Origin of the sequence: Pseudomonas sp. NEEL19 (assembly GCF_028751975.1) — a bacterium.
In the GTDB taxonomy this organism is placed as follows: domain Bacteria; phylum Pseudomonadota; class Gammaproteobacteria; order Pseudomonadales; family Pseudomonadaceae; genus Aquipseudomonas; species Aquipseudomonas juntendi.
The window spans coordinates 2557494-2571336 of record NZ_CP081491.1 but is presented as its reverse complement, the minus strand read 5'-3'; the positions used below and the strand labels follow the sequence as shown (position 1 = coordinate 2571336).

The following is a 13843-nucleotide window of genomic DNA, read 5'->3' as shown; positions in this document are numbered from 1 at the left end:
TTGCGGGCCGGCGGTTCAGCGCTTGACGCGCTTGAGTGTCTCGCTCGGAAACTCCTTGAACAATTGCCGGTAACTCTCTGAAAACCTTCCCAAATGCCAGAACGACCAACGCATCGCCACTTCCGCCACGGTCACGCCACCGCCCCGCAACAGATCGCGCCGCGCCCCATTGAGCCGGCGCAACCGCAACCAGTGCGCGGGCGGCATGCCGGTGTAGGCCTTGAAGGCCTGCTGCAACTGGCGCAGCGACACGCCCGCCACCGCCGCCAGTTCCACCAGGTTCAAGGTTTCTTCCGGGCAGTCAGCCGCCCACTCGCTGACCCGGTGCATGATCGCCCGCTCCTCGTCCCGCCGGCCCATGGCCATGCCCTGCAAGCGCTGGCAGGCATTGTCGAGGATGAACAGGCAGTCCTCCAGCAACTGCTCCGCCAACGCCTGCCCCTGCAACGGGCACCCAGCCTCGCCCAAGCGGGTCAGGGTGGCACTGAGCCAACTGCCGAACAACGCATTCTGGCCACTGCCCAGCGGCACCATGAACAAACCGTCGAGCCTGCGAGGGTCCAGGCCGTGGCTGGCGAGAAACGTCTGGTCGAACACGACGGCCACTTCCTGGTAATTCTCTGGCGTGATCCAGATGTTGCGGCTCTGTTCATTGAGCAGGTAAAGGCTGTTCTCGCTCTGGTCGAAGCAGAACGCCAGTGACCCGCTCGGCGCCCGGAAGAACTGCTCTACCCGGGTGTTGAGGCGTTCTTCGTAGACCTGCACGCCGTCAAGCCCCAGGCAGCGCAACTGGCCGCTGAAATGGCCCGGCGACATCTGCCGGTACTGCTGCTGCCAACCGGGGGTGATGCGAACCTGCTCGGACACATCCGAGGTGTGGAAAGCTTGTACCTGCAAGGCGTTGGGCGTTGTCACGCTTTGTCCTGATTGCACTCTTTTGGTGCATTGAATGCCGAAGAAAGTGGATAGATGGCGATGGGCTGCCGAGCCCAAGATAGCCTCCAGCGTGTCACCTGGGAAGCGCGATGCCCTTGAAGCTGTGCAACGGCTTTGGCGGGTGCAGCGCCTCCCACATAAAAAAATCAACCAAGAGGTCTGTATGAACGCCCCCTTCGATCAGCTCTCCACCTGGCTGAAAGAACACCGGATCACCGAAGTAGAATGCGTGATCAGCGACCTGACCGGCATCGCCCGCGGCAAGATCGCACCGACCGCCAAGTTCCTTCACGAACGTGGCATGCGCTTGCCCGAGAGCGTGCTGCTGCAAACGGTCACCGGCGACTACGTTGACGACGATATCTATTACAACCTGCTCGATGCGGCTGACATCGACATGGTCTGCCGCCCCGACCCGAGCGCTGTGTACCAGATCCCGTGGGCCATCGAACCTACCGCGATCGTGATCCACGATACCTTCGACAAGCAAGGCAACCCCATCGAGCTGTCGCCGCGCAACGTGTTGAAGAAAGTGCTCAAGCTTTACGCTGACAAGGGCTGGCAACCCATTGTCGCGCCAGAGATGGAGTTCTACCTGACCAAGCGCTGCGAAGACCCGGACCTGCCACTGCAAGTGCCGCTGGGGCGTTCCGGCCGGGCCGAAAGCGGCCGGCAGTCGTTCTCGATCGATGCCGCCAACGAATTCGACCCGCTGTTCGAGGACGTGTATGACTGGTGTGAAATCCAGGGCCTGGACCTGGACACGCTGATCCACGAAGACGGCCCGGCGCAGATGGAGATCAACTTCCGCCACGGCGACGCGCTGGACCTGGCCGACCAGATCACCGTGTTCAAGCGCACCATGCGTGAGGCTGCGCTCAAGCACAACGTGGCTGCGACGTTCATGGCCAAGCCGATCACCGACGAGCCGGGCAGTGCCATGCACCTGCACCAGAGCGTGGTCGACATCGCCACCGGCAAGCCGATCTTCGCCAACGACGACGGCAGCATGAGCCCGTTGTTCCTGCACCACATCGGTGGGTTGCAGAAGTACATCCCCAAGCTGCTGCCGATGTTCGCCCCCAACGTCAATTCGTTCCGCCGCTTCCTGCCGGACACCTCGGCACCGGTCAACGTCGAGTGGGGTGAAGAAAACCGCACCGCCGGTTTGCGCGTCCCCACCTCCAGCCCGGAAGCGATGCGCGTGGAAAACCGCCTGCCCGGCGCGGATGCCAACCCTTACCTGGCGATCGCTGCCAGCCTGCTGTGCGGCTACCTGGGCATGGTCGAGCAGATCGACCCGAGCGCCCCGGTGCAGGGCCGCGCCTACGAGCGGCGCAACCTGCGCCTGCCCATCACCATCGAAGATGCGCTGCAGCACATGGAAGACTGCGAGACCGTGCAGCAGTACCTGGGCAAGCAGTTCGTGCAGGGTTATGTGGCGGTCAAACGGGCCGAGCACGAGAACTACAAGCGCGTGATCAGCTCGTGGGAGCGCGAGTTCCTGATGCTGAGCGTCTGAGCCGCCCTGGGTGCTGTGCAGCCCCCACCACACCTGAACTCGTAGAACAAAACCAACGAGGTGTTCCCATGCGTCATCTGCAAGCCCTGATCCCCGCGGCATTCACCCTGCTGTTCGCCACCACCAGCCACGCCACGCCCACTGTGAGCGTGTACAACTGGACCGACTACATCGGTGACACCACCCTGGCCGACTTCCAGGCCAGCAGCGGCATCAAGGTGGTTTATGACGTGTTCGACTCCAACGAAACCCTCGAAGGCAAGCTGCTGGCGGGGCGCACCGGCTACGACGTGGTAGTGCCCTCCAACCATTTTCTGGCCCGCCAGGCCCAGGCCGGTGCATTCTTGCCGCTGGACCGCAGCAAACTGCCGAACTGGAAGCACCTGGACCCCAAGCTGCTCAAGCAGCTTGAGCAGAACGACCCCGGCAACCAGTATGCGGTGCCCTACCTGTGGGGCACCAATGGCATCGGCTATAACGTGGAAAAGGTCAAGGCTGCACTGGGCGTAGACCGCATCGATTCCTGGGCGGTGCTGTTCGAGCCCGAGAACCTGAAAAAGCTCAAGCAGTGCGGCGTGGCCTTCATGGACTCGCCCGATGAACTGTTCCCCGCCGTGCTCAACTACCTGGGCATGGACCCGCGTAGCGAAAAGCCTGCCGACTACGCCAAGGCCGAGGCGCGCTTGCTTGAGCTGCGCCCGTACATCACCTATTTCCACTCGTCCAAGTATGTTTCCGACCTTGCCAACGGGAATATCTGCGTAGCGTTCGGTTATTCCGGTGACGTGTTCCAGGCGGCCAACCGCGCCGTGGAAGCGAAGAACGGCGTGAAGGTCGCCTACAGCATTCCCAAGGAAGGCAGCAACCTGTGGTTCGACCTGCTGGCCATTCCGAAGGATGCGAACAACCCGGAGCAGGCGCTGGCCTTCATCAACTACCTGCTCGACCCCAAGGTGATCGCCAAGGTCAGCGCCACGGTCGGCTATGCCAACGCCAACCCGGACGCCAAGGCCTACATGGATGCCGCGCTGGTGGACAACCCCGAGATCTACCCCCCGCAGGAGGTACTGGACAAGCTGTACATTTCCAGTACCCCCAGCCCGAAGATCATGCGCGTCATGACCCGCTCCTGGAGCAAGATCAAGTCCAACCGCTGAGCCGAGACCCTCTATGTCATTCAATACCCAACACACCGCTTCGTACTATGCAGCCACTGCGCGCGATGCGGCCCCCTACCCCAGCCTCGACGCTGACCTGAGCGCTGATGTGTGTGTGGTCGGGGGTGGGCTGACCGGGGTCAATACGGCGCTGGAGCTGGCCGAGCGTGGTTTGTCGGTGGTGCTGCTGGAGGGGCGGTGCATCGGCTGGGGTGCCAGTGGCCGCAACGGCGGCCAGCTGATTCGCGGCATCGGCCATGATGTCAGCGGTTTTGCCCGGCATGTCGGCCAGGATGGCGTGCGCTACCTCAAGCAGGCCGGCATCGACTCGGTGGCGCTGGTCGCCGCGCGCATCGCCCGCTACGACATTGCCTGTGACCTGCGCTGGGGCTTTTGCGAACTGGCCAACACGCCCGCGCAGTTCGACGCCTTCAAGGATGAACTGCAAGACCTGGCAGCGCTAGGTTACCGCCACGAAACACGGCTGGTCGCAAGCGGGCAGCTGCATGAGATCGTCGCCAGCGACCGGTACGCCGGCGGCCTGGTGGACATGGGTTCAGGGCACCTGCACCCGCTCGACCTGGTTCAGGGCGAGGCCCGCGCCGCCCATACCCTGGGCGTGCGCATTTTCGAGCAAAGCCCGGTGCTGCGTATCGAGCATGGGCCCAGCGTTACCGTGCATACGGCACACGGCAGCGTGCGCGCGGGCCGCCTGGTGCTGGGCTGCAACGCCCACCTGGACGACCTGGAACCGCGGCTGAGTGGCAAGGTGCTGCCAGCCGGCAGTTACGTGGTGGCCACCGAACCGCTGCCCGAAACACTGGCGAGCCGCTTGATCCCGCAGAACATGGCACTGTGCGACCAGAAAGTCGGCCTGGATTACTACCGCCTCACCGCTGATCGCCGCCTGTTGTTCGGCGGCGCCTGCCACTATTCCGGCCGCGACCCCAAGGACATCGCCGGGTATATGCGGCCGAAGGTGCTGAAGGTATTCCCGCAACTGGCCGATGTGCGCATCGACTACCAGTGGGGTGGCATGATCGGCATCACCGCCAACCGCTTTCCCCAGGTCGGGCGCTTGAGCCAACACCCCAACGTGTATTACGCCCAGGGCTATTCCGGGCACGGGCTGAACGTGACTCACTGGACAGCCAAGCTCCTGGCGGAAAGCATCGCCCTGGGCCACAGCCACGGCCTGGATGTGTTCAGTGCAGTACCGCATCTGACGTTCCCCGGTGGCAAGGCACTGCGCTCGCCACTGCTGGCGCTGGGGATGTTGTGGTACCGGTTACGTGAGGTGTTGGGCTAGCAACGTGTGGGTGTTGTTTGCCAAAAGATATGCATCGCCTGTGAGATCGAGCGCCGCCCGCGCGGCGCTTCGCGGGTAAACCCGCTCCTTGTATGTTGTGACTGGCCTGGCGGGAGAAGTTATTCTCGTCAGGCTGAAGAAGCACTTCCGGGGAGGCCGATCGCTCCTGAAGGCAGGGTTTGCCCCTGACCTTGTACGTAGAGAGGCCCCCCGCCTCATTGCCCACCACGAAGAGTATCGAGAAGCCGACAAGTCGGACTTCGCATTACAAGGTTGCAGCGGCATGAAGTTCGAGGTCGGGGAACCGGAGGCCATTGTTACCTAATTCGCTTGGGAGAGGGAAGAATGAGTGTCTGGGTTGGCCTCGATATCGGCTCACGGACTTCGGTCGTTGGGGTGCGTAAAGATGGGCGCACTGCCGGTCAGTGGGATATCGCTCAAACCCCTGCCGGTCGCAAGGCTGCGGTGAAAAAGCTGCAGGCGCTCAAGCCTACGTCGATCGTGATGGAGGCGACCGGGATCTATTACCTGGACTTGGCCATTGAGCTGCACGCTGCTGACCTACCTGTTTCCGTGATCAACCCCAAGAGCTTCCACAACTTCGCCAAACTGATGCTGGTGAACAGCAAGACTGACGCAATAGATGCTCAGCTGCTGTCCGAGTACGGGGAGCGTATGACCCCGCGTTTGTGGACACCTCCAAGCACTGTACAGCTTGAACTCAGAGGCCTTGGCCGGCACATCAATCGTTTGGTGGGACACCGTATCAGGGCGAAGAACGAGCTGCATGCATTGCAGGCGACCGCCACGACTGCCTCGATGTTGATCGAGGATCAAGAAGAAGAGATTGCTTCACTAAGTAATCGAATCGAGCGCTTTCGTAAGGCAGGGCGCGAGTTAATCGCCCAGTGTCCAAGGCTAACTCGACAGTACGAGCAACTCCTCGCAGGCCCTGGGATTGGAGAGGTCTCGGCGCTGGCCGCCCTGGCTGAGCTGACCACGCTGCCCGAAACGCTCAAGTCCTCTCAGGTCGCTCGTCATGCTGGCCTTGATGTTCGACAGACACAGTCTGGAACAAGCATTGATAAACCTGGTCGGCTCGGCAAAAGCGGGAATGCCTATTTACGGGCAGCCATGTACATGCCTGCGCTGACGGCGGTGCGCTGCGATCCTTATGCGAAGGCTTTTTATGAGTCGCTGATCAGCAGGGGCAAGAAAAAAATGCAAGCGATCGCCGCTGTCATGCGCAAGTACCTGACAGGCATCTGGGCGTGCATGAGCGGAGATGAGCCATTTGATACGGCCAAGCTTTTCAGCTCTGAACACCTCAGAAAAGCTTGACCGCCAACAGAGTATCTACGTTTGTTTCGGGCCAGTATTGCCTGTGACAGGCGCGCGCGATCGCCTTGTTCGTACGACGCGATATCGTGGTGGGCGCCAAGGCGTTCGCGCGCAAATCCCCCAGGCATAATTGGCCCGAAACAAACGTAGGAGCGGGTTTACCCGCGAAGCGCCGCGCGGGCGGCGCTCGATCTCCCAGGCGCTGCACATCTTGTGTCAAACACGCGTCAGCCCTCATACGATCCCTACGGGATCTGGGCTTGAACGGCGATGAACTGCAAAGCAGCCCCCTACCCCCCGCAGTAGCTCAACATTCGACGAATGCAACCGCCAGGCCCCCGCGCGAAGTTTCCTTGTAGTTGGCATGCATGTCCGCCCCGGTATCACGCAAGGTGCGGATTACCCGGTCGAGCGAAATGAAATGCTCGCCATCGCCCCGCAGTGCCATTTGCACCGCATTGATCGCTTTCACGGCAGCGATGGCATTGCGTTCGATGCACGGCACTTGCACCAGGCCACCGACCGGGTCGCAGGTCAGCCCAAGGTTGTGTTCCAGGGCAATTTCGGCAGCGTTTTCCAGTTGCGCCGGTGTCGCGCCCAGCACCTGGGCCAGGCCGGCGGCCGCCATCGAGCAGGCAGACCCGACCTCCCCCTGGCAGCCGACCTCGGCGCCGGAAATGGAGGCGTTCTTTTTGCACAGGATGCCAACCGCAGCCGCGGCAAGCAGGAAGTCCACGACATCCGCGTCGCAGGCACCAGGGTTGAACTTCATGTAGTAGTGCAGTACCGCCGGGATGATACCGGCTGCACCGTTGGTAGGTGCAGTGACCATTCGCCCGCCAGCGGCGTTCTCTTCGTTGACCGCCAGGGCGTACAGGTTGACCCACTCCATGGCGCCGAGCGTCGACCCGATCACATTAGGCTTGCCCAGTTCCTGCAAGCTACGGTGCAGCCGCGCCGCACGGCGTTTGACGTGCAAACCGCCGGGCAGAATGCCCTCGTTGCGCAGGCCGTTGTCCACGCACTCGCGCATCGCGGCCCAAATGCGCAGCAGGCCGTCGCGCACCTCGGCTTCCGGGCGCCAGGCGCACTCGTTGGCCATCATCAGTTGCGCCACACTCAAGCCGTGGGCCTGGCACAGCTTCAGCAACTGGGCACCACTGCCGAACTCGTAGGGCAGCACGGCGGCGTTCTCTGCAGTTTTCGGCGCATCGACTTCGGCCTGTTCGACGATGAACCCACCGCCTACCGAATAATAGGTCTGGCACAACAGGCTATCCTGCCCGTGCATGGCTTCTACGCGCATGGCGTTGGGGTGGTACGGCAGGTTTTCGTCGAGCAGCAGCATGTCTTGCGCATACCCGAACGCCACGGGGTGGCTGCCGTCCAGCATCAGGCAGTGTTCCTGCAGCACCTGACCGATGCGCGATTCGATGGTGGCCGGGTCGATACGGTCTGGCCATTGCCCCATCAAGCCCAACAGGCAGGCACGGTCGGTGGCATGACCAACGCCGGTCGCCGACAGCGAGCCATACAGGCGTACTTCAACGCGCGTCACCCGCCCCAGCAAGCCCTGCTCGCGCAGGGCCTGGGCAAAGGTCGCAGCCGCGCGCATCGGGCCGACGGTGTGGGAGCTGGACGGGCCGATGCCGATTTTGAAAAGGTCGAAAACACTGATAGCCATACTAATGCCTGACCATGCGCTGAAAGGTAGCCAGTGCACGGTTATCTGGAGAAAATGGGCGCTGCTGCGATTTTGCGCGATACTGACGCTGTGCTACTGAAATGACCAACGAAACTTTCTAAGCAAGGCTTTAGCAGGACTAAACGATGCTACGCCAACTCAGCGGCCAGATGTTTGTTTGGCTGCACGTCTTTGCCTGCGCCGCCAGGCACCTGTCCTTTACCCGCTGTGCAGAGGAACTGCACATCACCCCCGGGGCGGTCAGCCAACAGATGCGCCAGCTGGAAGAGCGCCTGGGTTACCGGCTGTTTCTGCGCCGGGCACGGGGCGTGGAACTGAGCGCCGAAGGCCAGCGCCTGGCGCAGACCGTGACCGACGCCTACGGCAGCATCGAGGCAGAGCTGCTACGCCTGGATGCCGGCGAGATCCGTGGCACGTTGCGGGTGCGCTCCATCCCCTCGTTCCTGGCCAAGTGGCTGACGCCGCGCTTGCCACGTTTCCAGCAGCGCTACCCGGACATCGAACTGCGCCTGGTGGCCGAAGACAGTGCCCAGGCCTTGACCCCGGGCGACTTCGACCTGGCCATCGACCTCAACGACGGCAGCTACCCGGGCATGCTCTCCACGCCGCTGCTGGACGAGCAGATATTTCCTGTATGCGCGCCCTCACTGCTGCGTGGGCGTCCCCCGCTGCACGGGCCGGCCGACCTGGTGCACTACCCGCTGCTGCACGACATCACCGCCTGGCGTGGCAGTTCGGAATATGCCGAATGGGAGTTCTACCTGGACGGGATCGGCGCCACTGGGTTGGACGTACGCCGTGGGCACACCTTCAACCGCAACCACCTGACCATCGAAGCAGCGATTGCCGGTATCGGTGTGGCCATTGCCCGGCGCACGCTACTCAACGATGAACTGGAGCGCGGCGCGCTGATCGTGCCGTTTGGCGTACCGATCGCCAACCACAAACGCTACGTGGTGCATTACCCGCCCGGCGGGTTGACCCAGCCGGGCGCGCGGGCGGTACATGACTGGCTGGTGGAAGAAGCACGGGGGTTTCGCGAATTGCACCCGTTGAACACAGCATGATGCCTGTTCTGCACCTGTGGCATGACAATCAGTAGGCCTGTTTACCGGTGAACGCATTCAACGTGCGTACCAGAATCACGAAATCCAGCCACAACGACCAGTTGTTGATGTACTCGATGTCGGAGTCCACCCGCTGGATCATTTGTTCGATGTCCTTGGTCTCGCCACGGAACCCCCGCACCTGGGCCAGGCCGGTCATGCCAGGCTTGATGTTGTGGCGAGCGAAGTAATCCACGATGTCCTGGGAATACAAGGTGTCGTGCTGCAAGGCATGCGGCCGTGGCCCGACCAGCGACATTTCGCCGGTCAGCACATTGAACAGCTGCGGCAGTTCATCGAGGCTGGTACGGCGGATGAAGGCCCCAACCCGGGTCAACCGCGGGTCGTTCTTCTGGGCCTGCTGCACCACACCGCCTTCGGGCTGGTGTACATGCATGCTTCTGAATTTCCAGATACGAAACGCCTCACCCGTCCAGCCGGTACGTTCCTGGCGGAAAAACACCGGGCCGCGGCTGTCGAGCTTGATGGCCAGGGCAACGGCCAGCAATACCGGCGACGCACACAGCAGGATCAGCGCGGCCAGTACCCGGTCCTCGAGGTTTTTCAGGAACAGGCTCATGCCTGTGAGCGGGGTTTCCGACAAGGTCAGCACCGGAATGCCGGCAATTTCCCGCACGCTGTGGTTGATCAGGCGCAACGAGAAGATGTCCGGTACCCAGTTCACCGCGATACACTTGTCGAGCAGCTTGAAGTATACGTCGTTGATCACTTCCGAGCCGCCCAGCGGGGTCACCAGGTAGACCGTGCGGATGCCGTGGCGGGCGACCAGCTCGTCAAGCTCGGCAATATGCCCGAGCACCGGCAGGCGCTGCTTGCCCTCGGCGCCCTCGCCCGCTTGCGGCTCAACTTTGTCGACCAGTACACACCCCAGCACCCGCTCGCCAAACCACGGGTTGCTGCTGATTTTCTGGTAAAGGAAGTTGGCCAGGTCACCATTGCCAATGATCAGGGCATTGTCCAGGCGTGCATGTGCGGTGAAACGCTTCTGCAGCTCACGCACGGCGAAGTGCAGGAACAGCTGGGCGAAGTAACCGATGACGAACAGTTGGCCAACCAGCAGCCGGGAGTAGGTTTCGCTCTGTTTGGTCAGGAACGCCATGACCACCAGAAAGCAGAACGTGGCCGACCAGGCCTTGAACAGGCGAAAGGCCTTGATCGAAAGCCCGACGTTGGTACGGTAGATCGCGTAATGATCATAAATGACCGCCAGTGCGCCGATCAGCAACAGCAGCATGATCACGTAATCGGAGGTGATGTAGCCGAACTGGTCATAGATCAGGTACCAGGCGATACCCGTCACGGCAATGCCGTCGAGGCCGGCCTGGATGGCGTTGCTGACACTGCTTCGGCGCTGGAGTAAGGAACGACTGCTTCTGGGTTCGAAAACCATTTCAGACCTCATCAATTGGAGCGTGGCAAGTGCCTTACAGCCAACAACCAGTCTTGAATCACAGCCATGCAGCGCCGCACGCGGCGAAGCGCGCAGCATCCAAACCATTGATATCACTGTAGCAGCCAGCTGCCACAGGCGGGCCCGGAATACGTGCTGCCACAGCTTTTGGCCGATTCACAGCGTGCGCCTGGCCGCAGCGCTCGCCCGCCGATACAGCAACGTGCGCAGCAGAAACAGCGGGTTGCCCACCACGTAGCGCATGAACAGGCGCCTGGGCTCACGCCACAGCCGATACAACCACTCGCCGCCAAGCGCCCGCAGCCAGCCGGGGGCGCGGCTGACCTTGCCGCCGAGAAAGTCCAGGATCGCCCCACCACACACGATCAGGCAGGGGCCGCTGATGCCGGCCAACTGTGCGGCGACCGCTTCCTGCTTGGGCATGCCCATGCCCAGCACGATCAGTTCGGGTTGATGCTCGCGCGCCAGTTGCAAGTAGGTATCGACAGTGGCAAAGCCGTCGTGAACCGACACCGGCGCCACGCCGAAGGTGTCGGCGCAGTGCTGCACCGCCTGGCGTAGATAGGGTTGCCGCGTGCCCCAGAAGGCCACCTTGTGCCCCCGGTAGGCCGCCAGCAGCCTGGGAATGAAATCGGTACCGTTCATGTTCAGGCCAGGCTCCAGGCCCAGGCGGCGGTAAAGGATCGCCATGCCGGAGCCATCGCGCAGCAACACATCGGCTGCCGACAGTGCCTGGCAATAACCCCCGTCGCGCACCACCAGGTTCATTGCGTGGGCATTGACGAACCCCAGCACAGTCGCTTTGCTCGGGGTTGTAAGGTGCTCGAGCAGGCGCTGCACGGCGCTTTCGTCGGCGACCACATGCAGCTGCCCGACCAGGCGCCCCCAGCGTTGCTGCCATTGCCGCTGGCTCATCAGTCGTCATCCCGTTTCGAGCGCACCCATTCGACCTGGCGCTTGATCAGAAAGCCCAGGTAGAGGGGGATTTTCCTGGCTGCGTAGAACGGTGCGTACAGCAACACCGAGAATGGTATCAGCTCCCGACAGAAGCGCGCCCAGGCCACCACCACCGCCACGCCGAGTAACCCCAGCCCCAGCAGGGCGAACCCTGCAGGTGCCACCAGCCCGGTTACCAGGTAAACCAGCCAGGTCAGCAGGTTGAACCCCAGCAGCGCCAACACCAGCAACGCCAAGGGTGATACCACCAGGTCCAGGGTCATCGCCGCGAGGGCACCATTGCGCTGGGTGATGGCAGCCAGCGCCCGCTTGGGCCCATCGGTCAGCATCAACCCCAAGTGGCCGTGCTCCCAACGCGTACGCTGGCTGTTGAGGCCTTGCGGGCTGAGCGGGAACTGGCTGGTCACCAAGGCTTCGGGGCAGAACAGCGGTGGCTTGCCTTGCTGGCAAAGATCCAGCCCGAGTTTCACATCCTCGACCAGATGGCCGTTGGCCAGGTTGACCTGGCGCAGGTCGTGCCAGCCGAAGGCCATGCCGGCGCCCATCAACTGGCAAGGCAAGCCCAACCGCGCCCAGCCACGCGGGCGAACCAGGTTCTTCACCCGCCAGGCAAATTCGGCGACCTGCACTTTCAGCCCGGCCCCTACGGGTGCCCGCATCAGGTACAGCGCCTGCACCGGGCGCGCCGTTTCACGGCAACGCCGAGCCAGGATATCGATGGCGCCCTCGCCGACCTGGCAATCGGCATCCACCACGATCACCACCTCAGGGGGCTGGCGCGCCAGATGGCGCACGCCGAAGTCCAGGGCATAGCCTTTGCCGCGCAGCTGGGCGTCATACCGCTCCACCACTTCGGCCCCCGCTTCGCGGGCCAGCTGCGCCGTGGTGTCGGAACAGTTGTCGGCCACTACCAGCAAGCGGTCACCCTCGAGCAGTTGCGGCACGATGCTCGCCAGGCTGGCCTGGATGATCGAGGCCTCGTTGTGCGCCGGCACCAGCACCGCAAGCGTTGGCCGCGCCGTGGTGCACGGTGGCGGCCTGCGTGCGGGCAGGCAAGCCAGCAATACCTGCAGCGAAAACACCAACACCGGCACCAGGACGATGACCGTCAGCAGGCCCAGCAACCACGCTAATACACTTATCATGCGAATGCCTTGAAGTAGCCGGCCAGCCTGGCCGCCTCGGTGTCGATGTCGTGCCGTTGCAGTACCCGTTCGTAGGCCGCCTGGCCCATGCGCTGCAACACCTCGGCAGGTTGCGCCAGGCACTCGGCCATGGCCGCTGCCAGCTCGTCCACCGCGCCTGCGGGGAACAGCCAGCCGTTCTCGCCGGGCCTGACCAGTTCCGGGATCCCGGCAACAAACGTGGTCAGCACCGGGCGGCGCAAGGCCATGGCCTCCATGATCACCACCGGCAGGCCCTCGGCAAAGCTGGGCAATACCAGAGCGCGGGCAGCGAGGATCTCGTCGCGCACCTGTGCACTGCTGATCCAGCCAGTAATGCGTACGTGCTGCTGCAGGCCGTGGCGGGCAATCAAGGCCTCGATCTGCTCGCGCATTTCACCGTCACCGGCCAGCACCAGCTCAAAAGCCTGCGACTGGGCCGCCAGCCGGCGCGCGGCCTCCAGCAGCAACAACTGGCCTTTCTGCTCACACAGGCGCCCAACGCACACCAGGCGTGGCGCCGCGGGCGCCTCTACCGCAGGCACCGCATGGAACGCGCGCTCCAGCCCACAATGCACCACCTTGACCTTGGCCCAGTGCTCGTGGGCCACCCAGCGCAGCAGCTGGCTGCGCCCATACGAGCTGACCGCCGCGACAAAAGCGGCGCGCCGGACCTTTTCCCCCAGGTGCAGGAACTGCGGCTTGTCGAACTCTTCGGGGCCGTGCACGGTGAAACTGTAGGCGGGCCCGCCCAGCATGTTGGCCAGCATGACCACTTCGGTAGAGTTGGTGCCAAAGTGCGCGTGCACATGCTGCGCCTGCCCTGCCTGCAGCCACTGCAGCACCTGGCAGGCTTCGGCCAGATACACCAGGTGGTAGGGCCAGGCGCGGTCCGCCCGGCGGCCAAGCCGCAGTGCCAGCCACAGCGCCCGGCCAAAGCGCCGTGGCTGCGCGCGCAACACCTGCCACATGGGCCGCAACAGCTGTTTCAGCCCGCCTTGCAGCACGTAGCGGGTCTTGCCCCGCTCGGCCACGTCCTCGGCATCCTGCACCTCGGCGTCCCAACCACGCAGTGCCAGGCGCTGCACCTCTACCCCTTGGCGCTCCAGCGCCAGGATCTCGCGGCGGATAAAACTGTGGCTGACCTTCGGGTACTGATTGATGAAATAAGCAATGCGCATATGAACCCAGATCCAAACCCGCTTGATGACCAAC

General features: G+C 62.9%; 11 protein-coding genes. 5 read left to right on the top strand and 6 right to left on the bottom strand.

Annotated elements, in window-relative coordinates:
- Positions 1-15: 15 nt before the first annotated feature.
- Positions 16-915, bottom strand: coding sequence for a helix-turn-helix domain-containing protein (locus K4A76_RS11525; RefSeq protein WP_161892953.1), 900 nt, complete (start codon positions 913-915; stop codon positions 16-18).
- A gap of 184 nt (positions 916-1099) precedes the next feature.
- Between K4A76_RS11525 and K4A76_RS11520 the strand changes: the two genes are divergently transcribed.
- The 4 genes from K4A76_RS11520 (at position 1100) to K4A76_RS11505 (ending at position 6265) form a co-directional block, all read left to right on the top strand.
- Positions 1100-2458 carry a glutamine synthetase family protein gene (locus tag K4A76_RS11520; protein WP_009682756.1) on the top strand — a complete coding sequence of 453 codons (1359 nt, stop codon included), beginning with the start codon at positions 1100-1102 and terminating at the stop codon, positions 2456-2458.
- A 68-nt stretch (positions 2459-2526) separates the two neighbouring features.
- Entirely contained in the window at positions 2527-3615 is a 1089-nt protein-coding gene (locus tag K4A76_RS11515; protein ID WP_029885440.1) for a polyamine ABC transporter substrate-binding protein, read from the top strand.
- A gap of 13 nt (positions 3616-3628) precedes the next feature.
- On the top strand, positions 3629-4924 hold the full coding sequence (locus K4A76_RS11510) for an NAD(P)/FAD-dependent oxidoreductase (protein WP_274412218.1): 1296 nt from the start codon (positions 3629-3631) through the stop codon (positions 4922-4924).
- Between the two features lie 345 nt (positions 4925-5269).
- Positions 5270-6265: an IS110 family transposase gene (locus tag K4A76_RS11505; RefSeq protein WP_029887815.1), complete on the top strand. Its 996-nt coding sequence runs from the start codon at positions 5270-5272 to the stop codon at positions 6263-6265.
- Positions 6266-6572: 307 nt separating this feature from the next.
- Here K4A76_RS11505 and K4A76_RS11500 read toward each other — a convergent pair whose 3' ends face one another.
- The gene (locus K4A76_RS11500; RefSeq protein ID WP_274412217.1) at positions 6573-7949 is read right to left on the bottom strand and encodes an L-serine ammonia-lyase; all 1377 of its coding nucleotides are present in this window, start codon (positions 7947-7949) and stop codon (positions 6573-6575) included.
- Between the two features lie 146 nt (positions 7950-8095).
- Here K4A76_RS11500 and K4A76_RS11495 point away from each other — a divergent pair, with 146 nt between their 5' ends.
- A complete protein-coding gene (locus K4A76_RS11495; RefSeq protein WP_274412216.1) occupies positions 8096-9037 on the top strand; it encodes a LysR substrate-binding domain-containing protein in 942 nt (313 codons plus the stop codon).
- Positions 9038-9065: 28 nt separating this feature from the next.
- On the opposite strand, the gene K4A76_RS11490 is transcribed toward K4A76_RS11495, so the two are convergent.
- From K4A76_RS11490 to K4A76_RS11475, 4 genes are all read right to left on the bottom strand, one after another.
- Positions 9066-10487: an undecaprenyl-phosphate glucose phosphotransferase gene (locus K4A76_RS11490; RefSeq protein ID WP_009682751.1), complete on the bottom strand. Its 1422-nt coding sequence runs from the start codon at positions 10485-10487 to the stop codon at positions 9066-9068.
- A gap of 177 nt (positions 10488-10664) precedes the next feature.
- Positions 10665-11423, bottom strand: coding sequence for a WecB/TagA/CpsF family glycosyltransferase (locus K4A76_RS11485; protein WP_274412215.1), 759 nt, complete (start codon positions 11421-11423; stop codon positions 10665-10667).
- Positions 11423-12610 (bottom strand): glycosyltransferase family 2 protein, encoded by a 1188-nt coding sequence (locus tag K4A76_RS11480; RefSeq protein WP_274412214.1) that lies wholly within the window; start codon positions 12608-12610, stop codon positions 11423-11425. The genes K4A76_RS11485 and K4A76_RS11480 overlap by 1 nt, the downstream gene beginning before the upstream one ends.
- A complete protein-coding gene (locus K4A76_RS11475; protein WP_009682748.1) occupies positions 12607-13809 on the bottom strand; it encodes a glycosyltransferase family 4 protein in 1203 nt (400 codons plus the stop codon). Before K4A76_RS11475 ends, K4A76_RS11480 begins: the two co-directional genes overlap by 4 nt.
- Positions 13810-13843: the final 34 nt, after the last annotated feature.